This window comes from Bifidobacterium sp. UTCIF-1 (genome assembly GCF_006408915.1).
In the GTDB taxonomy this organism is placed as follows: domain Bacteria; phylum Actinomycetota; class Actinomycetes; order Actinomycetales; family Bifidobacteriaceae; genus Bifidobacterium; species Bifidobacterium reuteri.
This window is the reverse complement of record NZ_JFAG01000021.1, coordinates 17,322-44,311: the sequence shown is the minus strand read 5'-3', so window position 1 is coordinate 44,311 and position 26,990 is coordinate 17,322. Positions and strand designations below refer to the sequence as shown.

Annotated in this window: 25 protein-coding genes; 10 read left to right on the top strand and 15 right to left on the bottom strand. The window is 60.3% G+C overall.

What is annotated here, in order from left to right; all coding sequences use genetic code 11:
• Positions 1 to 496: 496 nt before the first annotated feature.
• Positions 497 to 1,978: an MFS transporter gene (locus BW09_RS09265; RefSeq protein ID WP_140462566.1), complete on the bottom strand. Its 1,482-nt coding sequence runs from the start codon at positions 1,976 to 1,978 to the stop codon at positions 497 to 499.
• Positions 1,979 to 2,820: 842 nt separating this feature from the next.
• Here BW09_RS09265 and BW09_RS09260 point away from each other — a divergent pair.
• The 4 genes from BW09_RS09260 to BW09_RS09245 all read left to right on the top strand — a co-directional run bounded on the left by BW09_RS09260 (position 2,821) and on the right by BW09_RS09245 (position 5,622).
• Entirely contained in the window at positions 2,821 to 4,644 is a 1,824-nt protein-coding gene (locus BW09_RS09260) for a long-chain fatty acid--CoA ligase (protein ID WP_140462565.1), read from the top strand.
• A gap of 172 nt (positions 4,645 to 4,816) precedes the next feature.
• A complete protein-coding gene (locus BW09_RS09255; protein WP_140462564.1) occupies positions 4,817 to 5,119 on the top strand; it encodes a hypothetical protein in 303 nt (100 codons plus the stop codon).
• Entirely contained in the window at positions 5,112 to 5,345 is a 234-nt protein-coding gene (locus BW09_RS09250) for a hypothetical protein (protein ID WP_140462563.1), read from the top strand. The genes BW09_RS09255 and BW09_RS09250 overlap by 8 nt, the downstream gene beginning before the upstream one ends.
• A complete protein-coding gene (locus BW09_RS09245) occupies positions 5,338 to 5,622 on the top strand; it encodes a DUF4160 domain-containing protein (RefSeq protein WP_140462562.1) in 285 nt (94 codons plus the stop codon). The genes BW09_RS09250 and BW09_RS09245 overlap by 8 nt, the downstream gene beginning before the upstream one ends.
• A 335-nt stretch (positions 5,623 to 5,957) precedes the next feature.
• On the opposite strand, the gene araA is transcribed toward BW09_RS09245, so the two are convergent.
• From araA to BW09_RS09205, 8 genes are all read right to left on the bottom strand, one after another.
• Positions 5,958 to 7,475: an L-arabinose isomerase gene (araA, locus tag BW09_RS09240; RefSeq protein WP_044089557.1), complete on the bottom strand. Its 1,518-nt coding sequence runs from the start codon at positions 7,473 to 7,475 to the stop codon at positions 5,958 to 5,960.
• Positions 7,476 to 7,524: 49 nt separating this feature from the next.
• Positions 7,525 to 8,217 carry an L-ribulose-5-phosphate 4-epimerase gene (locus BW09_RS09235; protein WP_044089558.1) on the bottom strand — a complete coding sequence of 231 codons (693 nt, stop codon included), beginning with the start codon at positions 8,215 to 8,217 and terminating at the stop codon, positions 7,525 to 7,527.
• 150 nt (positions 8,218 to 8,367) lie between these two features.
• Positions 8,368 to 10,014 (bottom strand): xylulokinase, encoded by a 1,647-nt coding sequence (locus BW09_RS09230; protein ID WP_140462561.1) that lies wholly within the window; start codon positions 10,012 to 10,014, stop codon positions 8,368 to 8,370.
• A gap of 152 nt (positions 10,015 to 10,166) precedes the next feature.
• The gene (locus tag BW09_RS09225; protein WP_375137580.1) at positions 10,167 to 11,246 is read right to left on the bottom strand and encodes a LacI family DNA-binding transcriptional regulator; all 1,080 of its coding nucleotides are present in this window, start codon (positions 11,244 to 11,246) and stop codon (positions 10,167 to 10,169) included.
• A gap of 168 nt (positions 11,247 to 11,414) precedes the next feature.
• The gene (locus tag BW09_RS09220; protein ID WP_044089562.1) at positions 11,415 to 12,173 is read right to left on the bottom strand and encodes a ribonuclease HII; all 759 of its coding nucleotides are present in this window, start codon (positions 12,171 to 12,173) and stop codon (positions 11,415 to 11,417) included.
• 191 nt (positions 12,174 to 12,364) lie between these two features.
• Positions 12,365 to 13,240 (bottom strand): signal peptidase I, encoded by an 876-nt coding sequence (gene lepB / locus BW09_RS09215; protein ID WP_081977829.1) that lies wholly within the window; start codon positions 13,238 to 13,240, stop codon positions 12,365 to 12,367.
• A 322-nt stretch (positions 13,241 to 13,562) separates the two neighbouring features.
• Positions 13,563 to 13,928, bottom strand: coding sequence for a 50S ribosomal protein L19 (gene rplS, locus BW09_RS09210; protein WP_044089563.1), 366 nt, complete (start codon positions 13,926 to 13,928; stop codon positions 13,563 to 13,565).
• Positions 13,929 to 14,206: 278 nt separating this feature from the next.
• The gene (locus BW09_RS09205) at positions 14,207 to 15,268 is read right to left on the bottom strand and encodes a LacI family DNA-binding transcriptional regulator (protein WP_044089564.1); all 1,062 of its coding nucleotides are present in this window, start codon (positions 15,266 to 15,268) and stop codon (positions 14,207 to 14,209) included.
• 305 nt (positions 15,269 to 15,573) lie between these two features.
• Here BW09_RS09205 and BW09_RS09200 point away from each other — a divergent pair, with 305 nt between their 5' ends.
• From BW09_RS09200 to BW09_RS09175, 6 genes are all read left to right on the top strand, one after another.
• Positions 15,574 to 16,833 (top strand): MFS transporter, encoded by a 1,260-nt coding sequence (locus tag BW09_RS09200; protein WP_044089565.1) that lies wholly within the window; start codon positions 15,574 to 15,576, stop codon positions 16,831 to 16,833.
• Between the two features lie 152 nt (positions 16,834 to 16,985).
• A complete protein-coding gene (locus BW09_RS09195; RefSeq protein WP_140462560.1) occupies positions 16,986 to 18,563 on the top strand; it encodes an alpha-N-arabinofuranosidase in 1,578 nt (525 codons plus the stop codon).
• A 131-nt stretch (positions 18,564 to 18,694) separates the two neighbouring features.
• Positions 18,695 to 19,555, top strand: coding sequence for an aldo/keto reductase (locus BW09_RS09190; RefSeq protein ID WP_044089567.1), 861 nt, complete (start codon positions 18,695 to 18,697; stop codon positions 19,553 to 19,555).
• Positions 19,556 to 19,877: 322 nt separating this feature from the next.
• Positions 19,878 to 20,516, top strand: a complete 639-nt coding sequence (locus BW09_RS09185; RefSeq protein ID WP_081886622.1) for an HAD family phosphatase — start codon at positions 19,878 to 19,880, stop codon at positions 20,514 to 20,516.
• A 283-nt stretch (positions 20,517 to 20,799) separates the two neighbouring features.
• Positions 20,800 to 21,369: a hypothetical protein gene (locus BW09_RS09180; RefSeq protein WP_044089568.1), complete on the top strand. Its 570-nt coding sequence runs from the start codon at positions 20,800 to 20,802 to the stop codon at positions 21,367 to 21,369.
• A 53-nt stretch (positions 21,370 to 21,422) separates the two neighbouring features.
• Positions 21,423 to 22,937: a class I SAM-dependent rRNA methyltransferase gene (locus tag BW09_RS09175; protein ID WP_140462559.1), complete on the top strand. Its 1,515-nt coding sequence runs from the start codon at positions 21,423 to 21,425 to the stop codon at positions 22,935 to 22,937.
• 86 nt (positions 22,938 to 23,023) lie between these two features.
• Here the strand turns inward: BW09_RS09175 and BW09_RS09170 are convergent, their stop codons facing one another.
• The 6 genes from BW09_RS09170 to BW09_RS09145 form a co-directional block, all read right to left on the bottom strand.
• The gene (locus tag BW09_RS09170) at positions 23,024 to 23,341 is read right to left on the bottom strand and encodes a hypothetical protein (protein ID WP_140462558.1); all 318 of its coding nucleotides are present in this window, start codon (positions 23,339 to 23,341) and stop codon (positions 23,024 to 23,026) included.
• A gap of 41 nt (positions 23,342 to 23,382) precedes the next feature.
• Positions 23,383 to 23,649 carry a hypothetical protein gene (locus BW09_RS09165; RefSeq protein ID WP_044089570.1) on the bottom strand — a complete coding sequence of 89 codons (267 nt, stop codon included), beginning with the start codon at positions 23,647 to 23,649 and terminating at the stop codon, positions 23,383 to 23,385.
• A 64-nt stretch (positions 23,650 to 23,713) separates the two neighbouring features.
• Positions 23,714 to 23,920: a hypothetical protein gene (locus tag BW09_RS09160; protein ID WP_044089571.1), complete on the bottom strand. Its 207-nt coding sequence runs from the start codon at positions 23,918 to 23,920 to the stop codon at positions 23,714 to 23,716.
• Positions 23,921 to 23,933: 13 nt separating this feature from the next.
• Positions 23,934 to 24,197, bottom strand: coding sequence for a hypothetical protein (locus tag BW09_RS09155; RefSeq protein ID WP_044089572.1), 264 nt, complete (start codon positions 24,195 to 24,197; stop codon positions 23,934 to 23,936).
• Between the two features lie 59 nt (positions 24,198 to 24,256).
• The gene (locus tag BW09_RS09150) at positions 24,257 to 24,508 is read right to left on the bottom strand and encodes a hypothetical protein (protein ID WP_044089573.1); all 252 of its coding nucleotides are present in this window, start codon (positions 24,506 to 24,508) and stop codon (positions 24,257 to 24,259) included.
• 22 nt (positions 24,509 to 24,530) lie between these two features.
• Positions 24,531 to 26,972, bottom strand: a complete 2,442-nt coding sequence (locus BW09_RS09145; protein WP_140464051.1) for an FtsK/SpoIIIE domain-containing protein — start codon at positions 26,970 to 26,972, stop codon at positions 24,531 to 24,533.
• Between the last annotated feature and the right edge of the window lie 18 nt (positions 26,973 to 26,990).

Sequence of the window (26,990 nt, the reverse complement as noted above, 5' to 3'; positions counted from 1 at the left end):
GAAACACCTTCTCCACGGATTGCTCCTTAGTTTGTATCTCTTCTACAGGGGCTCAATCCAAAACAACTTCTAATCCCCCTTATATACGGTATACCACTCATGGATTGCTGGGAATGCTCAATTCTCGCCGCATTGTTGGTGTTTACCGGATGTTTACCCGTCTGCTCATCTGCTCACCCATCTGCTCATGTCAGGAACCAATCCGTGAAACAACCTGAGAATCAACCAGAGTGCTATCTCGAAGAAGAGAGTCGAAGGCATAGCCTCGTCGGCGGAGCGACGGCAGAACACTACCCGCGGTGTTTGCGCCCGTCTGGATGCTCGATACACGACCGCATAACCGCATAACCGCATAACCACCGATACGACCGCATACGCCCTGCAAATACAAACGGCGTGAGGTGCCGTATCCCATGTGGATACGGCACCTCACGCCGTCAGACAAGATGCCGCCATATACAGGGCATCCTGATGTTTCAGAACTCTTCGGTTGGCGTCAGGCGACTGCTGCGGCGGCGTCGGCTGCGGCGTCCGCCTTGGCGCGACGGTCGGCCAGCGCGGCGCGGATGGCCGGCTCGTTCTTTTCGAAGCGACGGTAGAAGAGCATGATGAAGATGCAGATCGCGTACACGATGATCGGCAGCCAGATGAAGCAGAACTGGATGGCGTTCAGGGCCTCGGGGGTCTGCTGCTGGTTGGCCACGTAGCCAGCGGCGGCCATGATCTTGGAGGGGATCAGGTTGCCCAGACCGGAACCGAACTGGATGCAGAAGGAGGCGCCGACAGCGGAGAGCAGGCCGGCGGCGCGGATGCCGTTCTTCCATTCGCCGTAGTCGACGGTGTCGGCGAGCATCGCGAACGGCATGGCCAGAGCCATGGCGGCGCCGAGGATGGAGATGGCCCAGAAGACCACGAACAGCGCGAAGCTGTTGGAGGCGGTAAGCAGAAGCAGCTGGCCGACGATGGCCATCACCATGCCGAGAATCATGGTGTCGGTCTTGCCTGCCTTGCCCAGCTTCTTGGACAGCGGCGGGATGAGGAAGGTGGTGATCAGACCGAGGATCTGCATGCCGTTGAGCACGGTGGCGAGGTTCTCGTTGTTCAGGTTGTACTTGGCGTAGTACACGGCCACGGACATGCGGTCCTCCTGAGCGATCCAGAAGATGACGAATGCGATGATCAGCGTGATCCACGGCCAGTTGCCCTTGATGGCGTGCAGGCTTTCCTTGAACGGCAGCGGGTTCTGGGTCTTCGGATCGTAGTTGTGCTCGCGGATGTTGCGGAAGGCGAACCACAGCAGGACCACGGCGATGACGCCGTAAACCGCGAAGGTGAACATGAAGCCGACCTTCTGGTTGGTCTCGCCGGTGATCGCCTTGCCTGCCCAGTTGACCAGCGGCAGGGTGCACACGGCGGTGATGAAGGTGCCGAACAGGCCACCGGACAGACGGAAGGTGTTGGCCTTCACACGCTCGGCCGGGTCGGGGGTGAGGTTGGAGAGGATTGCGGTGATAGGCGTCTGGATGCCGGTGTAGACGAGGCCGGCGGCGAGGATGTAGGTGACGGTGGCGTAGACGACCTTGCCTGCCGGCGGCAGGTCAGGGGCGGTGAACGCCAGGAACACGGTCAGTGCGAACGGCACGGCCATCCACAGGAAGAACGGGCGGGACTGGCCCCACTTGGTCTTGGTGTGGTCGACGATGGAGCCCCAGACCGGGGCGGAGATGCAGTCGCCGATACGGGCGATCAGCAGGATCCAGCCGGCAGCGGCGGCGGTGATGCCGAACACGTCGGTGTAGAAGAACATGATGTAGGTGCCGAGCGAGGAGTACAGCAGGTTGCCTGCCATATCGGTGCTCAGGTAGGAGAGCTTCTCCTTCAGCGGCAGCACGCCATCGAAGTTCCCGTCGGCGGCTTCTCCTTGTGCTTTCGTGTTGTCCGTGGTCGTGGCCACGTGTCCAGTCAGGGCAACAGACATAGTGCTTCCTCTCTTACACGTCTGTTTATTGTTCTGAATTGATTACTTCATGTGTGTTTTATCGGTAATGTTTGCGGTATCACCGATAACCAAATGGCATATTAGAATGCACTTACGCACAAAAACGCTCAAAATCTTCCCTGCGCGCGAATCGTTGCGGAACTGTTATCAGCCGACCCCGATTGTTGTCATTCCGTTATCGCACCGTTGCGAAATCGTTATTGAGTGCTGCAACAACCGGACGGATCGCGGCGGCCGGACGGATCGCGGCGGCGATAGCCCGCTGCGCGCGTCACGCAGCGCGCAGCGCCCCGTTATCACACAGCCAGCGTACGTTTACTGCGGCTTCAGTACCCCTCACCTCACCAAACGTACGCTTACCGCCGCTCAGCGTACGTTTACTGAGATAACAGGGCGCGAAACCTCATCGTATATCCTGCATCAGTAGCTCTTTGATGAATTGACTACCCCTCAGTCCCGCCGGGCCAGCTCCCCTGACAAGGGGAGCCATATAAATCAACGGACTTACGACGCGGCACACAAGCGTACGTTTGGCGAGATGAGTGAAGCCGAACTTGTAGGCGATGCACAAAAGCGCACGCCGGACTTCTCCACTCCGCACAACGCGGCATCACCTACGCCAGCGTAACCTCTGTGAATAGCATGGCCGGGGAACCATCGTATGCGACGCCGACCGAACGAACAGTGCTGCGGCATAGCACGCCAGCTATCGCACATAACAGCACACAACCATAACTTCACATAGCCCTACAGCCCACTTCCACAGTCATGATGAACGGCCACTTCACTCGGCAATCATCAATTAAGGAACAACAGCGCACATGCTCACCGAATACACCACCCCCGGCGAATCGATCGTGGTTCGCGACGATCAGACCATCTATTCCCTGCTCACCGACCGCATCGCCCGCACTGGCGAGGACACCGTGATCGCCGCCAGAAAACTCGGCCCCGGACACTGGCAGAACGTGACCACCGGCGAATTCCACAAAAGCGTGACCTCCGCAGCCAAAGGCCTGATCGCACTGGGCATCGGCAAGGGCGACGCAGTGACCATCTTCTCCTCCACCCGCCTCGAATGGGGCATTCTTGACTTCGCGCTGGCTGCGATCGGCGCGGTGAGCGTGCCGATCTACGACACGGATTCCGCCTCGCAGGCGCAGCGCATCATGAACGATTCCTCGGTCAAACTCGCCGTGGCGGACAATCGCGAACGCTTCGACCGTCTCGATTCCGTCAAGGACCACTGCCCCACGCTGCGGCAGATCCTGATGTTCGACGGCAATGCGCTGGGCGCGCTGGAAGGCTTGGGCGTGACCGTTTCCGACGAGGAGCTTCAAGAGCGCGTGGCTTCCGTGCACACCGACGATCTGGCCACGATCGTGTACACGTCCGGCTCCACCGGCAACCCGAAGGGCGCAGAACTGACGCATAAGAACTTCGTCTCGATCACAATCGCCGCCTCGCAGGCCCTGCATGAGGTGATTCTCGACAACCATCCGCGCCTGCTGCTGTTCCTGCCGCTCGCCCACTGCTTCGCCCGGTTCATCCAGTACGCATCGATTGCCTCCGACGATGGCGTGGTCGGCTATCTGCCGGACACCAAGTCCCTGCTGCCCGACCTGCGGTCCTTCGAGCCGACGTATCTGCTCGGCGTGCCGCGCGTGTTCGAGAAGGTCTATAACGCCGCTTCCCGCAAGGCCGGCACCGGCTGGAAAGGACGGCTGTTCGCCAAGGCCGCGGAGGCCGCGCGCACATGGAGCCGCAAGGAACAGGCTGGCGAGAAGCATACGCTGGCCGAGATCGCCGACCGCGCCAAGTACGAGGCTCTCGTGTACCGCACGGTTCGCGGCGCTCTGGGGCCCAAGATCAAGTACGTGGCCTGCGGCGGCGCTCCGCTGTCGTTGGATCTGGCGCACTTCTACAACGGCATCGGCCTGCCGATGATTCAGGGCTACGGCATGACCGAGACGGCGGCGCCGTTCGCCGCCACGCGCGTGACCGACAATGTGATCGGCACGGTCGGCCAGCCCGCACCCGGTTCGTCGATTCGCATCTCCGACGAGGGCGAGCTGCAGGTCAAGGGCCCGAACGTGTTCCGCGGATACCACAATCTGCCGGAGAAGACGGCCGAGGCGTTCACCGCCGACGGATGGCTGCGTACCGGCGATCTGGCGGAGATCGACGATGCGGGACGCATCACCATCACCGGGCGTATCAAGGACATCATCATCACGGCCGGCGGCAAGAACGTCTCCCCCATCCCGCTGGAGGAGGAGATTGCCAAGTGCCCGATCGTGGAGCACTGCGTGGTGGTGGGCGACCGCAGGCCGTTCATCGGCGCATTGGTGACGCTTGACCCGGAGTCGCTCGCCGTGTGGCTGCCTGCGCATGGGCTGTCCGTCGAAACTCCGGTGGATCGCCTGGCCGCGAACGCGGCGGTGCGCGAGGAAATCCAGCAGTATGTGGACAAGGCGAATTCCACGGTGTCGCGCGCCGAGTCCGTGCGCAAGTTCGCGGTGCTGGATACGCAGTTCACGCAGGATAACAAGTGCCTGACGCCATCGCTGAAGGTGGTGCGCCCGGCGGTGAACCGCGTCTTCGCCGATGTGATCGACAACGAGATCTACAACGGCAAGCGGTGATCCGCGCAATTCATTATTCGGCATAAGGGAAGGGCCTTTCGCGCGCCCTTCCCTTTTTGCTATGCATCGCTGTAACCATGTAGCCGCGCTACCGTGCAAACACATTCAAGCTAGAGAATTCCCTACTTATAATTAGGTAAACGGCAGTTATGCTTGAGAAGGAGGATTGACGATGACCGTAGTCGACAGCATTCCTGAGCCGTTGCATGACACCGCATATCTCAGTGCCGAGGACGGCTTTACTGTATTTGAATATGGCAAATCCCGTATACGATTCCGCGCTCCCTATTCGCTAGAGCGATACACCGGCATCAAGCAATGGGACAACGGATATCTTGTTGTGAACGCGAAATATAAGCATGATGACACTCCTGAAGAGGAATATATCGATCTGGAACCGATACTTTCAAACCTGTATATCGATGCCAATCAGTTTGTGAAGCCGATTAAAAAGGTGGAATTAGCCCATGCTTGATGTTAAAGCAATCGCCAGTACGGCAGGAATGATTGTAAATGGCTACGCATTTACCAATACCGTTGACGGTCATGTCAAAGTATTGAATCTCAACGCACCCAGTTCGGCACTGGTACTTGACCATAACGGCAACGTGCTAGAAACAAGCATGGATGATTTGGAAATCGGCATAGTCCAAGAGTATTACCGCAACAACAAGGAATTCTTGGAGATGAGTCATGCCTAAATACTTCCAGTTCATGGTTGCCGGATATTACTTGTATTTCACTTCGTTCTGCGTTATCGAATGCATGCATGTACATGCGAGCGATACCAAGCTCACCGAGTCCGGTTCTGCAAAATTCTTCGTGAAGGCTAATGGCGACACGACGCTGGAGAGACAAGGAAGGCTCACTGCGAGAGAGGTCACGGTTATCCAGAAATTCATCAAGAAGAACTATCGGGAAATGTACCTCAAATGGAAGGAATACAGCACTGAAGATTTCTTCGGGCAAGAACAGTAAACGCATAATAATTGCGACTGTCAGCTTGAGCGATATTTCTGGCACTGGCCGTATTACTGCTGTTTCACAAGAGGAACGCATACATGGGGGGACTGAGGACTTTATCAATTCTGTAGGCTGATTATGTGTGCAGGCAGGTGTCAGCGGACCTCGATGTGTAATGTCTCAAAGCCTAAATGAAGCCATTACTGGCTTGGTACATATTCGACTCACCAAGGTGTCTACCTACAAGATATCTAATCTCCTACAAAGTTGTAACTGAGAAATCAATAGCAAAGGGGCTGCTCCGGTTTCCCGGAACAGCCCCTTCCTTAGCTGCAGCAGTCAACAGCTAATCAGTGACGGTTGTCGAGACGGTGGTACATCTCGGACAGCTGCAGTTCCTTCTCGAACTGGCGGGCGGTGGTGTTCTCGTCAATGACGGCGAGCTCGACACCGGCGATGCGGGCGAAGTCCTCCCACGCCTCACGACCGACGGAGGTGGTCATGCAGGTGTGGTGGGAGCCGCCGGCGGTGATCCAGCACTGGACGGCGGTCTTCAGGTCCGGCTTCGGCTTCCAGACGGCGCGGGCGCACGGAAGCTCCTTGAGGGAGCCCTGCGGCTCGACGACGTCGACGACGTCCATGAGCAGACGGAAGCGTTCGCGCTCGTCAGCCATGGAGACGACGACCACGTCCTTCTTCGGAGCGCCGGAGAAGACAAGGCGGACCGGGTCGGCCTTGCCGCCGATGCCCAGCGGGTGAATCTCCAGCTTCGGCTTGGCGATGGTGCCGATGGACGGGGAGACCTCGAGCATGTGGGAGCCCATGTCGAGCTCGTTGCCCTCGGTGAAGTTGTAGGAGTAGTCCTCCATGAGGGAGGCGCCACCCTCAAGGCCATAGCCCATGACGGCGCCGATGCGCACGAGGACGGCGGTCTTCCAGTCGCCTTCAGCGGAGAAGCCCCAGCCGTACTCGGACGGGAAGCGCTGCGGGCCGACGCCCGGCAGCTGCGGCAGAGCGCCGAGGTCCTCGAAGTTGTCGACGCCGGCGGTGCAGCCGTTGGCGCGCATCATGTTGACCATCGCGGCCTCTTCCTTGGCGGCGATGAACAGGGAGTCGTACTTGGCGTCCAGCAGAGCCGGGTCGACGTCGTACTTGGCCTTGTAGTCCTCGATGATCTCCTTGACCTGATCGTCCTTGACGGCGTCGTAGGCGGCGACGAGCTCGTTGACGGCCCAGGTGTTGATGGAGGCGCCGAACACGCGCTCGGCTTCGGTCTTGTCGCCTTCGGTGACGGCGACGTTACGCATGTTGTCGCCCCAGCGCATGACCTTCATGTTGTTGGAGGCATCCCAGCCGGCGCAGGCGCGGGCCCAGGTGCCGACCTTCTCGGCGACTTCCGGGTCGGTGTAGTGGCCGACGACGATCTTGCGCGGAATGCCGAGGCGAGAGACGATGTAACCGAACTCACGGTCGCCGTGGGCGGCCTGGTTCAGGTTCATGAAGTCCATGTCGATGGTCTCCCACGGAATCTCCTTGTGGTGCTGGGTGGCCAACTGCAGCAGAGGCTTGGTCAGCACTTCGAGGCCACGAATCCACATCTTTGCCGGGGAGAAGGTGTGGCACCAGGTGATGACGCCGATGACGTTCGGGTTGGCGGAGGCTTCGACCATGAACTGCTTGACGCCGTCGGAGGACTTCAGGGTCGGCTTCAGGACGATCTTGGCCGGAATCTTGCCGGTCTTGTTCAGGTAGTCGACCATTTCGGCGGAGTGCTCGGCGACCTGACGCAGGGCTTCCTCGCCGTACAGGTCCTGGGAACCGACGCCGAACCAGATTTCCTTGCCCTCAAAGGGGTTTTCCATAACCATAGGGTTACTTCCTTTACTTCGTTGTTTATGGGGTTTTGTTTAAGCTAAATCAGTGCTGGCCGTAGACGTTCTGGTAGCGGTCGTTCAGCTTATCGATATCGGCCTGGTCGATCTCGATGATGTCGCCGAGCTGACGGGCGGCCCACATGGTGTGAGCGACCTCCTCAGTCATGGCGGCGGCCTTGACGGCGCCTTCAGCATCCTTGCCGATCGTGAACGGGCCATGGTTCTGCATGAGGACGGCCGGGGACTTCGGGTACTTCTTCAGGGTCTCCACGACACCCTCGCCAATGGCCTCGGAACCGATCAGACGGAACGGGCCAACCGGCACCGGGCCGCCGAACTCGTCACCCATCATGGTCAGGCCGCACGGAATGTTCTGGCCGGTGGCCGCCCAGGCGGTGGCGTAGGTGGAGTGGGTGTGCACCACACCGTACACGTCAGGCATGTTGCGGTAGATGTACGCGTGGGATGCGGTGTCGGAGGACGGGGCCTCGGTGCCGTCGACCACGTTGCCGTCGAGATCGACGACGACCATCGAGTTCGGGGTCAGGTTCTCGTAGCGCACGCCGGAAGGCTTGATGACGAACAGGTCGGCGGTGTGCAGACGCTGGGAGACGTTGCCCGCAGTCCACACGACCAGGTTCCACTTGATGAGCTGCTGGTGCAGGTTGGAGACGACCTCACGAACCTGCTTGACCTCGGCACGGACCTCAGGACCGTAATCAGCCAAAGTTGCCATTGTTGGTTTTCCTTTCCACTGTGATGGATGGACGTTTGTTGAAATATTGTGGATATGGACGGCCTGATGGCCGGCTGGTTTTTCTTCCGCTACCCCTCAGACCGCTTACAGCGGCCAGCTCCCCTGACAAGGGGAGCCTGAGCTGCAGAATTACTTGTCTTCGAGATCGATGGTCTCGATGGCGGTGTGTTCGATGGGCAGGCCCTTGGTGAAGCGATCGAAGAAGTTCTCGAAGCCGACCACGTCGGAAGCCTCAGGGGTTTCGGTGACGGACTTGGCGTCCTTGAAGACGCAGCCGTCGAGGAAGTCGGCGAGGTTAGTGTGCTCCTCGTTGGTGTTCCACAGGTAGTTGGCGAGCACGGCCATACCCCATGCGCCACCTTCGGCGGCAGTGGACATGACCTTGATCGGGGTGTTGAAGGCGGCGGCTAGGATCTTCTGGGCGACCTTCGGAGTAGTGAAGATGCCGCCGTGACCCACGAGGGAGTCGATCTGCACGTGTTCCTGCTTGGTCATGACGTCCATGCCGATCTTGACCGGGGAGAACGCGGAGAACAGCTGGGCGCGCATGAAGTTGCCGAGGGTCATGTGGGCCTCGGGGCTGCGGGCGAACAGCGGGCGGCCTTCGGGCAGGCCGGCGAGGAATTCACCGGAGCGGAACGGGTAGTTGAGCAGGCCGCCGCAGTTGGCATCCACATCGTCCGCGATGGCGGAGCGGAACAGGGCGCCGTAGAGCGTGCCGGCGTCCACGGGACTGCCGATGGCCTTGGCGAATTCGCCGAACAGGCCGACCCATGCGTTGAGGTCGGAGGTGAAGTTGTTGGCGTGGCTCATGCCGGCCAAATCGCCGGCCGGGGTGGTGACAAGGTCGACTTCGGGATGCAGCGCCTTGAGCTTGCGCTCGAGCACGACCATCGCGAAGATGGAGGTGCCGGCGGAGACGTTGCCGGTGCGCACGCGCACGGAGTTGGTGGCCACCATGCCGGTGCCGGCGTCGCCTTCCGGCGGGGCGAGCACGACGCCGGGCTCCAACGTGCCGGTCGGGTCGAGGAGCTTGGCGCCTTCCTCGGTCAGCTCGCCGGCCGGGGTGCCGGCCACAAGCGGGGTGGGCAGCAGGTTCTCGAGCTTCCACGGCTGGGCGGCGACCTCGGGCAGGGCGTCGAACTTCTCGATGAATTCGGTCTCGTAGGTGTGGGTGGTCGGATCGATCGGGAACATGCCGGAGGCATCGCCCACGCCGAGCACCTTCTTGCCGGTGAGCTTCCAGTGCACATAACCGGCCAGGGTGGTGAAGTAGGCGACCTTGCCGACGTGCTCTTCCTTGTTGAGCACCGCCTGATACAGGTGTGCGATGGACCAGCGCTCGGGGATGTTGTACTGGAACAGCTCGGAGAGCTTCTGGTGGGCTTCGGAGGTGTTGGTGTTCTGCCAGGTGCGGAACGGCACGAGCAGCTCGCCGTTCTCGTCGAAGGCGAGGTAACCATGCATCATGGCGGAGAAGCCGATGTGGCCGATACGGGTAAGCTTCTCGCCGTACGCGGTCTCGACATCGTTGGCCATGGAGGCGTAGGCGGACTGCAGACCACCCCAAATCTCCTTGGTGGAGTAGCTCCACAGGCCGTCTTCCAGATGGGATGCCCAGCTGTAATCGCCGGAGGCGATGGTGTGGAAGGTGTCGTCAATCAGGACTGCCTTGATTCGGGTGGAACCGAATTCGATACCCAGCGTGGTCTTGCCCGCGCGGATCTTCTCGGCGATGTTAGCGACCTGTTCGGCCGCGTTGTCGACTGCTGCCATATCTTTCCTTACGCCGTGGAGCACCAAGGGGTTCCTTCCCCTTCCTTGGGGTTTTTGTTAGCGCTCACAATTTCCAGAAAACAATGTACCGATAACTGGGGTTCAACACAACTTATAGCGTTGTGTCGTAGATAACGGTTCGATAACGTGCGCTACCGGCGCGGGGCGGGGCCGAGCGAACTGCGGGCCTTGACCTTGGCCGGAATAAGCCCCACTCCATGCTGATTGGTCAGGAACACCGGCTCGTGTCCCTCCCCCAGCAGACGCAGGGTCTCGCGCATGGCCACACCGCCCAATGCCTCGAAGTCAGGCTGCACCGTGGTCAGCGGCGGATAGAGGTTATCCATGCCCGGCATGTCGTCGAAACCGACCACGCTGATGTCCTGCGGGATGCGCAGCTTGTGCTCATGCAGCGAGCGGATGATGCCCACCGCCTGATTGTCGTTTGCGGAGACCACGGCAGTGGGCAGCGGCGCGCCTTTCATGCCGTATTCGTCAAGCAGATGGTTCATCTGTGCATAGGATTCGTCCGAATTCCACGTATGGCAGCGGACGATCTGCGAATCGATGGAATGCATCGCGGAGAGCTTGCGCCATGCGTCAAGACGCGTATGCGCATCGCGCCACTCGTTTGGTCCGGCGAAGTACAGCGCCGACTTGTGCCCGTATTCGCTCATCATTCCCACGATTCTGGCCATAGCATCCCATTGGTCGATGCCGACCAGTGCCGTCCGGCGCTTGTTGTCCGTGGAGATCAGGCTCAGCCCCTCGCGCACGGTCATCTGCCCGTGCGTGGAGGTCACGATGACGCGCGGCTGGTTGACCTTGGCCCGGCAGGCCGCCGCGAACATCACATCAGTGGGCGTCAGGAAAATGAAGGCATCCACGTTCTGTTCGATGAACGTATCGCAGAGATTGTCGAATTCCGCCTGCGTGCACAATGCCTCATGCACCATCATCACGCTCATGAACAGGCCATGCTCGCGCGCGATGGATTCGATGGAGGTGATGGCGGAAATCGGCCCGAAGAACTTCATACCGCCGGCGATCAGGCCAATGGTGCGCGATCGGTGGGAGGCGAGCGCCCGGGCGGAGTTGGAAGGGCGGTAGCCGAGCTGATCCACGGCTGCCTGCACCTTGGCGCGCGTGGCATCCGAGACGTCCGGCGAATTGTTGATCACACGGGACACCGTCTGATGGCTCACTCCAGCCAGTTTGGCCACTTCGAACATGGAAGGACGTTTATTGATTGCGCGGTTGGCCACCATACCACCTGAACCTTTCCGCAGTCGCCGGCATCCTGTGCACGAACCTACGATGCTGTTGGTAGAGACTTTAGCGCGTTGCGCTGATTTGGACGTGAACGCTCACAGCATCGTGTCGCGCCGCAACCGGCATGCTCAGGTGAGGTGCCAGCTGACGCGATGCAATGGCGTCGGCCCGTGCTTGGCGATGGCCGCGCGATGGGCGGCGGAACCATAGCCCTTGTTATGATCCCACCCGTACGGCGCGTATCGCGGATCGCTGTGTGCGAGCTCAACCATCAGCCGGTCTCGCGTCACTTTGGCGATCACCGCGGCCGTGGCCACCGTGGCGCAATGCTGGTCGCCTTTGACTTTGGTGGTGACTGTGGCCGGAATCGGCACTTCCGGCGCGTCGAAGGTACCTAGTGTTTTGGTGATGTAGTCGTTTGGGCCATCGAGGATTGCGCCGACCGTGATGGGCCTCCCCTCAGTCGCCTGCGGCGCCAGCTCCCCTCCAGAGGGGAGCCAATAAGTATCAGGCAATTGCAGTCCGAGCCGGTGCTCGACTTGGGTCAGCGCGCGCAACGACGCGACGCCGAGGGCATGGCTGATACCCCACTCGTCTATTTCGGCGTTGCTGGCCTGTCCGACAGCCCAGGCAGCGCACCAATCGCACAATTCCTCATAGATGGCTTCGCGACGATGTTCGGTGAGCATCTTGGAATCGGCCACCCCGGCGGGCACATCAAGCCTTTCGCCATCATCGGCAGCGGTCAGATCGCGCGACCAGATGGCCGCACACCCCACCATGACCGGGCCGGCGAGCGCGCCTCGGCCGACTTCATCGAAACCGACGACCAGGTCATAGCCTTGGGCGGCGAGGCTCTGTTCGAGCTCAAGGGTCGGGGTGATCACTGCGGGATGTTCCTTTCGATTGCCTGATATTCGGGTCGACACCGTGCTGTCGTTATGGTTGCGTCGGCGTTATGGCTGTGTCGGCGTTATAGACATGTCATGGCCTTGTCTCATCCGTGTCTTATCCATGTCATGCACAGCACCGGCTGAGCGTCTTACGGGATGCGAATCGGCATAGACGCGGAACCGGTTCAGGAAGCCGAGGACGATGCGGAGGGCACGTCGGCGAACACCTCGTGATGCGCGTCAAGCATGCCGATGCGGTTCAGCGGCCAGTAGGTTACCAGACCGGTGCCGACCACATCGGAGATCGGCACCAGACCATGGTCGCCATCGTCCTGATGGTAGCGGGAGTCCGCTGAATTGGCGCGATTGTCACCCATGACGAACACGTGCCCCTCGGTCACGGTCACCGAGAAGGGGAAGGAACTGGGGTCGACGCCCGGGCGGATGTACGACGATTCGTTGACGGCCACACCGTTGATGGTGATCGGCTGGCCGGCGCCCTTGCATTCCACCACGTCACCGGGCAGTCCGATCAGTCGTTTGATGAGGAATCCGCCGCCGAGCCCGCTGCTCTGCTCCTCGGACAGCCAGTTGTTGGGATCCTTGAACACCACGATGTCACCACGCTGCAGATCGAAGTACTTCGGCGTGAGCTTGCTGGCGATCACTCGGTCGCCGGGCACGATGGTGTCCATCATAGAGCGGGAGGGAATCTCATAGAAACCGACAAGGAAGACGCGGATCAGTACTACGACCAGTACCGGGATGCCGCACCACAGGAAGAAGTCGCGCAGCGTGAAACTATTGTCGTCCTTCTTACGGGAACCAGCCGAGCCATGCGACGCGCCGCGAGCCGCCGAGGCAGCAACCAGTGCGGCAGCGCCCGCACCCGCAGCGGCGGCAATCGGCACCGCAGGCGGCACCGGCGTCACATCAACGCCATGATCGGCCACCTGAACCGTCCGCGAATCGCGAGCCAGCGATGCTTCGTCATCGTAAGGGGCCGCTGAGGCAGCGTCAGCACTGGCTCCGGCGCCGGTAACGTCAGCAGCAGCCGGCATGCCGACGGAATCACCCGAATCAAATGCGCGAACGGAGCCCGCGACACCTTGCGAATGGTCGCCGGCAGCTTCGCCAATCACGGGATATGGCAGCGCCTCGTCGCCCTGGCCATGTTCATCGTTCTGCATTACGCATCCTCCGTGGGTCGTGTCCGGCACCGCATTCATCGGCACTCAGCGCGATATCTTACTTGCCCTCTACGAATTCAGCCCGAAAGCCGATGGCCTCCGGGCTGAATCTCACGCCTCATTCGCTGCGATGTGGGCGATGAACACCGTCATCATCCATGTCAGCATGCGAACAAACGTCTGATGGACGAACTCACTTGGCGGAGTTGTCGCGGCGCTCGACGATACGAGCGGCCTTACCGCGCAGGGCGCGCAGGTAGTACAGCTTGGCGCGGCGCACACGGCCCTTGCGCACGAGCTTGATGGAGTCGATGGACGGGGAGTGCAGCGGGAAGCGGCGCTCCACACCGGTACCGAAGCTGATCTTGCGGACCACGAAGGTCTCGCGCACGCCGGCACCCTGACGGGCGATCACCACACCGGTGAAGGTCTGGATACGGGAGTTGTTGCCTTCCTGGATCTTCACGTTCACGTCGACGGTGTCGCCGGGACGGAAGGCCGGGATCTCCTCGGCCGGCTTCATGTGCTTGGCGTCAAAAGCCTCAATAGCGTTAACCATTGTTATTCCTTCAGTGCTGCCGCATATCAGCCCCAGGTTTGGCGTCGCATGCCGCGCGTGCGGTCCTGCCGCGCACGACGCGCCCCATTAGCGCGAACGGATGCGATCGCTGACGTGCTTCCCTCAGGTTTGCCTCAGGGAGGCCTGCCGATCCGCCGAAAGTCAGGTATCGCGCACATCCCGCACCATAAGGCGGAACACGGCGAAACCGTTCGACTGGACCCACGGAGAAGCCGGCTTATGCGGCGGCCTGCTTCTCGACACAGCAATCGACGATTTTACGGCAACTTGCGGACACTCTCACGTATCACCAGACTGGTGGTGAGTTCGAGGTGCGTGGGCATCCCGCCGGCGGAACCTTCCAGGATCTGCATCAGGGTGGCGGCACCGAATTGCGCCATCTCACGCACGGCGTGATGCACGGTGGTCAGAGGCGGCAATAGCAGCCGGCTGGTGGGTAGATCATCGAAACCGACGACCGAAAGATCGTCCGGTATGCGAAGGCCACGCTCCCATGCCGCCGCATATACGCCGGCGGCCTGCATGTCGCCCGCCGCGAATATGGCAGTGGGCGGATTCGGCATGGACAGTAACTCGCACGCATGCTTCTTGCCGTCGTCGTACCGGAATTCACCGGAGCTGACCAATGCGGGATCCACCGTAAGCCCCGCCTGCCGCATGGCCCCGCGGAATCCGTCCAATCTGGCCGCCGCAGTCTGCAGATACGTGGGACCGCCGATGAAGGCGATGCGCGTATGGCCTTGGGCAATCAGGTATTCAGTGGCTTCGCGCACGCCGGCATAGTCGTTCGATCCCACCGTGGGCACATTCTGGGGCACATCACCAGTAGGATCGACCAGGACCGCCGGAATACCCGACCTTGCCAATCGCTCCTCGGCCTCCTTCGGGAATTCGAACAGCGGGATGATCACCCCGGCCGAGCGGCGGGCGAGCACTTCCTCAAGCCACACGCCAATGCTCCAATTATCACCGGTCCGGGCGGAGACCACTGGGACATATGGCTTCCGCAAACCAGCCAGCACACCGGAGAGAATCTCCTCGGACCATGGTGTGTCGAGGTCATCGAGCAGCAGCTCGACGATATCGGTGGTGGTCTGTTCGGTACGGCGCCGGCGACGGTATCCGTTCTTCTCCAAGAGCTGTTCGATGCGCTTGCGCGTGGCGTCGGAAACACCCGGACGATTGTTGAGCACTTTGGAGGCAGTGGAGAGCGAAACCCCTGCCTCGCGGGCAATCTGGGCCAGCTTGGCACCACCGGGCTGCGAGGCCGGCGCCCTCACCGCACCGCGCTGCGAAGATGACGTGCGCTGTGAATCCATACAAACCTCCTCCACGGCACCGCACAGGCAATACGCGATGGCACCATGCGAAATATCATCACATCCCATCATACAGGAAAAGTTTTCTAGAAACTTTCTTCTTTCTTATGAAAGATACACAATACGCAATAAACCTTGATATATCAACAAACACGCCGTATTTCACACTTCAAACACCTCGCGTTATTGTTCACAAATGAACATCGATGTTTCTCTCATAGAAAGAAAGTTTCTTGAGAGAATAACTCTTGCCTATGCAATGCAGCGTTGTTGCCTAGGGAACAACCGAAGAAAGGACTTCCCCCATGTCTTCCAATGAAGCGACCGCCACGGTGGGCGTCACCAACGAATCGCAGCCGAAGCTGCCCACGCGCATCGGATGGGCGCTGGTCATCGGCCCGGCCTGTTGGCTCGGCCCATACGTCGGCACATCCGTCACCCTGCTGCCCGCCAAGATCCAGCAGCTCGCCCCAAACGACAAAGTCACCCTGGTGGCCACCTTCTCCGCAGTGGCCATGGTCGTGGCCACAATCGCCAACATCCTCGCCGGCGCGCTATCCGACATCACCCGCACCAAGCACGGCAAGCGCACCCCGTGGATCGTCATCTGCTCTATTCTCTCCGGCGTTCTGCTGTGGCTGCTGTCCGCCGCGCCGAACATCCCGGTGCTGCTCGGCGTATGGGCCGTCTATCAGGCCGTGCTCAACGCCGTCGTCGCCCCGATGATCGCCCAACTGTCCGACCGCGTCGCCCCGCGTTGGCGTGGCACCATCTCCTCCTTCTATGGCATCGGCATGGCCTTCGGCAACTACGGCTCCGGCATCATCGCCTCGCAGTTCCTCGGCAACGTGGGCACCGGAATTCAAGTACTCGCCGCCTTCGCCGTAATCGGCGGCATCCTGTCCGCCGTCATCGCCAAGGAACCCAGCAACCTCGACGAACCGCGCGCAGAGTTCAGCCTCGACACCCTGAAACAGAACTTCATGTTCCCGACCAAGAACTGCCGCGACTACTATCTGGCGCTCGCCGGCAAGATCCTCATGGTCACCGGCCAGTACGTGATCGTGGGCTACCAGCTGTACATCTTCACCGATTACATGAAGCTCGACGACAAGGCCACCGCGGGTTCCGTCTCCATCATGTCCGTCATCCTCATGATCACCGGCATCGTGTTCTGCGCCATCGCCGGCCCGCTGGCGGACAAGTTCCACCGTCTCAAGGCACCGGTGGCCGTGACCACCATCATGCTCGGCGTGGGCGCGTTCTTCCCGTTCATCGAAGCCAAGCCGTGGACCATGCTCGCCTACGCGCTGGTGGCCGGCATCGGCATGGGCGCCTACAACGCCGTGGACGGCGCACTGAACGTGGCCGTGCTACCCGACCCGAAGACCGCAGCCAAGGATCTGGGCATCATCAACATGGCCAACACCTTGGGACAGGTCTTCGGACCGATGATCGCCGCCGGCGTGATCAACATCCTCGGCTACCGCGCCATCTTCCCGGCCGAGACCATCATCTGCGTGATCGGCGGCCTGCTGATCATGATGATCAAGCGCGTGAAGTAACACCTACTGTCACCCATCATCCATGAGCCAGGCTTGACGCCATACTTGCTATGAGCACAACCTGGCTCTGATGATCTTCCGGTCAACGATAACCACAATCCACAATTCCCATAACCTCGTCATTACGCACCTGCTTCATTAAGGACAGCATCATGAGCGCGATACCCCAACCCAACACCACCATCTCCTCCTTCACACCCGTGGCGGATGTGCCCCGTCGCCTCTTCGGCTCGTTCGTCGAGCAATTGGGCCGAGGCGTGTACGGCGGCATCTATGAGCCGACCCATCCAACCGCCGACGAATTCGGCTTCCGCACCGACGTACTCGACCTCGTCAAGGAGCTCGGCGTCACCTGCGTGCGCTACCCGGGCGGTAACATCGTCTCCAACTACCGCTGGGAGGACGGCACCGGCCCGCGCGAGCAGCGCCCGGTGCGCCGCGAGCTGGCCTGGCACCAGACCGAAACCAACGAAGTCGGCATCGACGACTTCTATCACTGGAGCAAGAAGGCCGGCACCGAAATCATGCTCGCGGTCAACATGGGCACCCGCGGACTGCAGGAAGCGCTCGATGAGCTGGAGTACGTCAACGGCGCACCCGGTACCACGATCGCGGACCGCCGTGTAGCCAACGGCATTCCCGAACCGATGAACATCGCCATGTGGTGCATCGGCAACGAGATGGACGGCCCTTGGCAGGTGGGCCACATGACACCCGAGGAATACGCCAGCCGGGTGGAGAAGGTGGCGCACGCCATGAAGCTCGCCGAGTCCGGCCTCGAACTGGTGGCCTGCGGATCGTCAAGCGCCCAGATGCCGACGTTCGGTACATGGGAGAAGACCGTGCTCACCCGCGCGTATGAGTATCTGAGCTTCGTCTCCGCGCACGCCTATTACCATGACCACGACCACGAGTCGCACAAGCCGGAAGGCATGCGCGAATTCCTCGCTTCCTCCGAGGATATGAAGCAGTTCATCGCCACTGTGGCATCCTGCGCCGATTATGCGCGCGAGGCCAACCATGGCAGCAAGGACATCGCGATCTCCTTCGACGAATGGGGCGTGTGGTATCAGGACATCTGGCAGAAGCAGGAGGCTGAGTGGAAGGCGGCCGAAACCGAGGGGCTGCACACCGAACCGTGGCCTAAGGCGCCGCATCTGCTCGAGGACGTGTACACCGCGTCCGACGCGGTGGTCGAAGGCTCTCTGATGATCACCCTGCTCAAGCACTGCGACCGCGTGCGGTCCGCTTCGCGCGCACAGCTGGTCAACGTCATTGCGCCGATCATGGCGGAGGACAACGGCCCGGCATGGCGGCAGACTATCTTCTACCCGTTCGCCGAGGCCGCGAATCACGCCCGCGGAGTGGCGTATGCGCCTGTGATCGACGGCCCGACGTTCCTCACTGAGACGTATGGCGACGTGCAGGCGCTGGAGGCCGTGGTGACTTGGGATGAGGAGACGCGCGAAGGCTTGATTCTGGCCGTGAACCGTGATTCTGACGCGGCGCACGAGCTTTCCGTTGACGTTTCCGGCCTGCCCGGCGTGGATGCCACGCGTTTTGCGGTGACGCACGCTGAGATGCTGCATGACGACGATCCGTATCGTCGCAACAGTGCCGAGAAGCCGGACGCCGTGGTACCGCAGGTGTTGAACGTGTCCGTGGATGGTGCTGTAGCCTCCTATGTGCTACCCGAGATTTCATGGTCGGCAGTGCGGTTCACGGCCTGATCTCAAGGAAGTTCCGTCTCGGCCCCTGCCCGTATAGGATTGCGGAGTAATACCGGTTCCTCAGGCTCATGTCGGCTTGCAACCCGGCATGAGCCTGTTTTTATGAATCCAGGGCCTAAGGAGCAGGATATATGGCTTTCCAGGAGACGGTGACGCTGCACGACGGCACTGCGATGCCGAGGCTGGGTATGGGCACGTGGCATCTGGCCGAGGGGCGGCGGTCCGAGCGGCAGGAGGTTGGGGCATTGCAGGCCGGTCTTGACGCCGGGCTGACGCTGATTGACACGGCCGAGATGTACGCCGACGGACGCGCGGAGTCGCTGGTAGGGCGGGCGATTGCGGGGCGTGACCGGTCGCGGCTGTTTCTGGTCTCCAAGGTCTACCCGCACAATGCCGGACGTCGCCACCTGCGCCACAGTCTGGAGGCCTCGCTGCGGCGTCTTGGCACCGATTATCTGGACATGTACCTGCTGCACTGGCGTGGTTCGGTGCCACTGGCCGAGACCGTGGAATGCATGGAACAGGCCAAGTCGGACGGGTTGATCCGCAACTGGGGCGTGTCGAACTTCGACACCGCCGACATGCGTGAACTGTTCGACGTTCCGGGCGGCGATGCCTGTGCGGTGAACCAGGACCTGTATCATCTCGGCTCGCGCGGCGTGGAATACGATCTTCTGCCGTGGATGGACGCACATCAGGTGCCGCTGATGGCGTACTGCCCGCTGGCGCAGGCGGGTCGATTGCACGACAGGCTGCTCGGCTCGCCCGTGGTACGTTCGATTGCCGCGGCACATGGTGTGGAACCGATGCAGGTGCTGCTCGCGTTCGTGCTGCGACGCCCCGATACAATTGCGATTCCTTGCAGCGGCAGCGCCGGGCATGTGCTTGACAATCTCAAGGCACTCGACATCACGCTCGGCGAGGATGAACTCGCGGCGCTGGACGACGCATTCCCCGCGCCGACCAGCAAAGAGCCGCTCGACATGGAGTAAGGCTCCGACACCGCGATACCGCGCACTTAAAGAACGGATAATCCGCCTTCGCCTATCAGTTCGGCGTGAGCGGATGCTGCGCCGAGCCGCGTCCACCCAATCACCCGACATGTCCTGGACATAACCGACTGTTCTGGGCATAACCAGACCGCACACCCCACCCCATCACGGATTCTGGGCATACACGCATCATTTATTCTGGGCACAACCGTGTCATTACGCACATTCTGGGCATAGACGTATCACTAGGGGGCCGTTTCCGTCGTCCTCGTGATACGTCTATGCCCAGAACAGGATTCGACAAGCCACTGATATACCGTATATGCCCAGAACAGGAGGGCGGGTGGACATGGTCAACGACGTGATCTTTGATTTCTGCGGTGTGCTGGTCGATTGGCAGCCGCGCCGCGCGTTGGAGGGGTTGTTCCCTGAGAAGGACGTTGCAGCGTTCTTTGCCGATGACGATCGCTGTGGATTCATGTATTTCGACGATCTGCACGATCGCGGTACGGACTATTCCGAACTGCTGCCCGCATACGAGGAGGAATACGGCACGCAATTGGGCCGGATGATGCGAGTCTATGCGGCACATATCGATCGCACGCTGGTCGGCCCGATGCCCGGCATGCCGGAGCTACTGGCCGACCTGCAGCATCAAGGCGTCCACATCTGGGGGCTGACCAACTGGGGGCGGGACACATGGCCCGTCATGGCCAGCCGATTCCCGGAGCTCATCAGGGCATTGGACGGCGTCGTCGTCTCCGGCCGCGACGGCAATGGCACCGCCAAACCGGATGAGGCGTTCTTCGACCTCGCAATCGAACGGTTCGGCGTGGACCGCGCGTCCACATTGTTCGTGGACGATTCCCCATACAACATCGACGGCGCGCAGGTCGCAGGATTGCCGGCCATCCGATTCGTTGATGCCGCCGGGGTGCGCACCCGGGTCATGGAAGCGTAGCGTATCGAAACACTACGCAAGCGGCCCAGTCTCCGAAAGCACATTCCGCGAGCCTGCCATATCAATTCCGTGAGCCGGACGCGCCCGGTCCGCGAGTCGGACGCCGATTGCGGCGGCCGACCACCATGTTCTAGCATGAACCCTCGGTTCATAAATGTCCACATTACGGACTTTATCATTCACATAATGAACATATAACCGGTGACCGCTGAAGGGGCGGCCGACCGCGGCACGTAACTGAGCGCCCGCGGCCAAGAGGATATCAGGGTGGCGGAGGGTAATCATGGTCGCGTTTTCTCTGACGGCCAACAATGAAATCGGCCAGCAGGCCGTGTGGAAAGCGGTCCCGTTGGGCCGTCTCGAATTCCCACAGGTAAGCGAACCGTATGACGGCGCATTCGATGACGATTTCTGGCCGAGCAGGCATAAGGAATACAACCGGCTCGAATGGGACGCGATGGACTGGAACGCGGTTCGCAGTCAGATGGATTTGGCGTCAGAACAGCTGGAAAAGCACCCTGAGGCATCACCCGAGCTGGAATTCGATGTTCCTTCGGTGCGGGAGCGCACATTTCTGGAGATGTGGTTCGGCTACGGCGATCCGAGTGTCGAAGCCACGGCCATCAGCGGCGAGCGCTCCGGAGGCACCGGGCAGGAAGACGCGGCAAACCAGAACGCGCCCGAATCCAAACCGACACGGTATCGCGTCGGCTACGGACAGCATCGCATCTGCGCGTACGCCGACTACCCGATGGGCACGCGAGACCGCAGTCTGATGCGGATTCCTGTATCGGGATTCCTGCCGACCGGTCCCCTCTCCCCTGATACACTCATACCCGTGCTCACACACTGACAAAGGCCAATAAAGGGTGAGCCGGATGCGATAGACGAACAGGACATGACGCTATGAAGACGAACAGAACACACCCACGTGCCGTGGTTACCGCAAAGGCCGCGCGCTCGATCGAAGAGGGACATCCCTGGGTGTACGAGGGCGAAGTGAGGCGATTCGAGCTGCCTTCAGGCGATTCATGGGACAATAACGGTTCGCTCAAGCCCGGAGCGTGGGATTCGACCGGCTCCGGAGAGGCAGCGGATTCCGCACAATCCGCGGATCCCGCTCAATCCGAGCAATCCGCACAATCCGCACGGCGGCAGCGCCCCGCCAACGACTTCCGCGAGCGCCGTCGGCGCAAGGAACTCCTCAATGCACCCCAGACCGAGGACGAGATCATTCCGTTCGAGGCCCTGCCTGACGGCTCGATTGTGGACGTGGTGAGCCTCAAGGGCTCGTATCTCGGCACCGGCCTGCTGTCCCGGCACAGTCGCATCCGCGTGCGACTGGTGACGCGCAACGCCAACGATGACTTCTCCCCCGCGTTCTGGGAGCGCAAGGTTCGCTGGGCATGGGAGTATCGCAAAACCGTGATGGGCGACGATGCGCATGCCTGCCGCGTGATCTTCTCCGAAGCCGACGAGTTCCCCGGTCTGATTGTGGACCGGTTCAACGATGTGCTCGTCACTCAGACGTTGTCCGCCGGCATGGAACGCCTCAAGCCCGTGGTCTTCTCGGCACTGATCAAAGTATTTGCCGAAGACGGGGTGTCGCTGCGCGGCATCTACGAGCGCAATGATGTCGCCACGCGCTCTCTGGAAGGACTGGAACAGACGACCGGCTGGTGGTCGCCGCAATCAGACGATGACAGTGCCGGCGACACTGTAGACGCTGCCGCTCATACCGACGCTGCCGATTCAGACCTGACCGTCACCGACATCACCGAGAACGGCGTCAGGTATCACGTCGATTTCGCGAACGGCCAGAAGACGGGATTCTTCCTCGACCAGAAGTACAACCGCAGGGCCGTGGCTCGATTGGCACAAGGGCGGCGCGTACTCGACTGCTGCACGCATACCGGCTCCTTCGCCCTCAACGCGGCGCTCGGCGGCGCGGAATTCGTGCGCGCGGTGGATGTATCCGAAACCGCCATCGACATGGCCCGGGAGAACGCACGGCTCAACGGGCCGGATGTCGCAGGTCGCATGGACTTCACCGTCGCCAATATCTTCGATCTGCTGCCCGAGCTAGAGCGCACGCGCAACCCCGAGCATTTCGACTTCATCATCCTCGATCCGCCCGCATTCACCAAGAGCCGCAGAACCATCGGCTCAGCCGAACGAGGCTACCGCGAAATCAATTATCGGGCGATGCGCATCTTGCCGCGCGGCGGCTATCTGGCGACCTGCTCCTGCTCGCATTTCATGGATCACGAACGGTTCAAGCGCATAATCGCCGAAGCGGCGCAGGATGCCGGCGTGCGCCTGCGGCAGATCGAGGAACGCCAGCAGGCACCGGATCATCCGATTGTCTGGGGCGTGCCGGAGACCGACTATCTCAAGTGCTTCCTGTTCCAGGTGGTGTGACCTGCCGCACGTACGAAACAGCAGTAACCGAGCCGATGCGGCAATTGCTGCACCACAACTCAAAGCTCTCTGAGCTACTGCTGAAGCTACTGCTGATCCCGCATCGCGCGCATTCGCCGCTCCTCGTAGTCGTTCCACTCCCTTTTGCCCGCAGCCAGCAGCTCTCCGGACGTGGCGATATCCTCCATGACCTGTTCGCAACGACGTGAGGTACGTTGCAATGAATCAACAATCTGCGTTGCGGCATCGGAACCGACGTCAAGCGCCTTCGCCTCGGCTATGAGACGCTGGCGCATGGCATCGAGCTGGGCGGCACGACCCCTGAATTCCTCAAGGATGGCCTCCGGATCACCGAGCGCAAGCAGTCTCATCCACCTATCAGACAGCTGCTCGCCATCTTCCATATCGCCTACCTTTCGTTCCGCCGACTTCGCGCATATCCCAATCACATGCCGAGCCGACGACTATACTCCTTGGCCTTCTGGGCACCGTCACGAAGATTGACGGCGAGCATATGCAGATCATCAGCCGTATTGCTCAACGCAGACAAGGCCGATACAAACGAAGGCGCCGGCACGTCCTTAATCTCCGCATTCACACGATGGGCGAACGACGTAAAGGCCCGCTCCAGCAGAATGACGGTCTGCATATCGGCTTCGGCATCGGCCCTCATCTGCTCGAGCATCTTCTGGCGATCCTGAATCAAGCTCATAAGACCTTCCCGACTATTTCAATCCCACGATTACAAACAACCGAAAAATGCAATAAACTCTGTTTCAGCAAGATTCAAGGCATCCAAACACTCCACGATACTGAGCTCGGACATTCTCGAGTAACGCAACGTAGTCTTTGTCACCGCCATATACGTCGTAGAGTGTATTGATGTTGCTCTCGACGGATTTATACCTATCGTCGATAACTTCATACTGCGCATGAACCTGATCCTTCACGCCCTGCAGATATGCACGCAAATCATCATCCATATCATTCCCTCAATCAGAGTTGTTCGAGGCGCGAGTAATACGAATCCATCTTCGATTTCGCCTCAAGCAGAGCGCTGACCACAGTCTGTAATCCGCTCGCCGCATTGTCTAGGATGGCCGCGGCGCGTTCTCCCGTGGCGCTGCCGCTCAGCTGACTGTTGACTTCGGCAGCGAGCCGCTCAAGCTCTTCCTGCACTTTTTGCGTATCGCCAGCACCGCTGAGCGTCTGATCCGCAATCTGCTTGAGTACATCTTTCTTATCTTGATACATTCCCATAACTTGTTCCTTTCCTTACAGCGTGTATGGAGAGACCTATCTGTCGCATCACTGTCGCATCACAAGCCGTCGCGCATTTGCGCCAACTGCTCCTTGGCCTGATACACGGTCTCGCCGGCTTGGGAATATAAGTCACGCGCGGTAGCCGCGCTGTCGATGAATCCTTGAACATCGCCGCTTCGCGCGCCGCTAAACGCCTCACTCAACGCGCGAAGATTATTCTGCAAGTTCACCTGATCTTCGACGAGAATCTTGTTATATTGCTCCAATTGGGAAACATAGCTATCGATAAGCTGGATGATTTCATCCATATACAATCCTTTCCGCTGCGGTTCAATATCCGAACAACGCCGATGTGATGCGACGTCGTGTTTCCAGATTCACCGGCGTATACGGAATCACCGTCACCGGCTCGGACAGATACGTGCTGTCGGCCACGAGAGCACGATTCGCGCGCGGCTTCCATGCCGTGAATGGCCCGAGTTGCCGCTGCACTTCACGCTCATCCAGCCGCAGCATGATCTTGATGTCGAAGTATCCGTTGTTGCCGAAACCCACGTGCGACTCGAATACGCTGGTCTTCATCCACCAGCCGAGCACATGCACGCCTTTCGCCGGACCGTCCTTGACGAGCTTGCCGAAACTTTTCGGCATATCGGCCACCTTGTCGAGGCCGAAGCCGATCAGATAGACCAGATCGTCATCGGCGGTCCGCGAGGTCAGGGAATCAGCCAAATCGTTCACCACCGCGCCAAGAGCCTTGCCTTCGACGCGCTGCACGGGGAATCCGATGGATTCCATGAACTGATAGAAACCGTTCATGTCATTGCGCTTCGCGGCATCGGCATCGGTCAGATCGCACACGATGAACTGCGCGTTGCCTTTGGTGTTCCGAAGGGCGAGCGCTATCGCGGCATTCTGCAGCAATCCGATCGCATTGTTCACATGCTCCTCATCCTGCGCATCCGCATCCGCATCCGACGCATCATCAGTCGCACCGGGACCAATGCCGGTCACCTCATCGACATCGATGTCGGCATCGTCGAACTGCTCTTCACCAGCACCGAATACCGCCATATTGCGTCCGGAATCCTCGCCGAAGTCAAGCTTGAGCGAAGAGCCACCCACCGAGATGCGCTCGCCCACGAACAGTTCCGGCCGGCCGCCGCGCGTGGCGAGCATTTCCGCCGAGGCGGCATCCAGACGAATGACCTTTGTGCCGTCATACACGTATGGCGGCCTGGTGAAATCGCGGGCGTGAATCCACCAGTTTCGCCTCAGCCGTGAAAGCACGGCGTCATCCGCCCAGGCAACGGCGACCTTACGGTTCGAGGCGATGGCGCCATAGTCGAGGTTGACGATGGCCTGCCCCATATGCAGGTCGGCGGCTGCCGTATTGCCCAGACCCAGCGTCGCCTCGGATTCCCGAATGGAGTTGCGATGCGCAATACGAATCGGCGTCTGCGCGAAGATGTCGGAGTCCTTGCTCAGTTCGATGCCGCTGGCGATGGTCTGCGAGGCGAGGATGAAGTGAATGCCCGCAGCACGGAACAGGCGCGTGGACTTGGACAGCATGGCCACGACGTCGCGCGCCATAGATTTGTCGTCGAGCATCATCTGGAATTCGTCGATCACCACAACAATACGGGGAACGACTGCACCCGTGGATTCACGGTACTGCTTGATGTTCTGGCAGCTATGGCGTTTGAACAGACGCATGCGCCTTTGGTAGACGGCATAGAGGTGCTGGAGCACCGCCATACCGAATTCCACATCGCTTTCCAAGCCAAGTGCACGCACATGCGGCAGATAGTCCTGATGGTCGATGTTCGCATATTGCCGCAGCGTGACGCCTTCCTTGAAATCAAGGAGGTACAGCTCCAACTCACGCGGCGAATACCGTTGGCATAGGCTATGGAGGATGACGGCTATGAGGTTCGACTTGCCCTGACCGACAGCGCCGGTGATCAGCGCATTGTGCAGCTGCTCACGGTTGGAGCCGATGGTCACGCGGGTGGTTTCGAGACCGTACATGCCGACGTCGAAAGTCACGCCGTCGGAGCTGTTGCCCGTCCACATGGCCTGTGGCGACGTATCACACACGTCTTCGAACAGCACCGGATCCATGGTGGATTTCGAGAATCGTTCGGCGAGATCAGCACAGGAGTCGATGATGGTGTTCGCTGAGACGTTAGGGGTCAGTGACGTGTTCGTGGTGATGACATGGCATTTGTTCGACAGGAACATGACGCTCGCGTCATCCGGGGTGGGCGAGACGATGAGGAAGGTGACGCCCGCAGCTGGCCCTGCGGCCATCAGGATGGACATCAATTCCTTGGTATGGTCATTGAGCATGTACATGTCGGCGGTGATGACGACCAGTATGTAGCTCTCCACCCGTTTACCCGTGGCCCGGCGGAAATCAAGCAGCGAGCGCTGACGTCCCTGAATCACCGTGTGCACACCGTGGATATGCTGCTCGAGCTTGACGCAGTAGTCGCCCAGTTCTTTCTCCGTGATGAGCACGCGGAGCAGATGGTCGGCTTGCAGGCCGGCGAAAGGAGCGGCGACGCCGCGCAGATTGTAGTCGAACACGACGAGTTCCAGTTCGCCGGGATCGGTGCCGAGCAACGACTTGAGCATGATCTCCTGCGCGATCTGCACCGTGCGGGGGCCATAATCCTCCTCAAGCCAGATGTTGCCGCGACCGACCGCATCGACCGGTAATCCCTCTCGGCCGAGCGCAATGCGCCCGGCCACGTTCAGCGTCGCCATGATGAATCACTGTGTAGA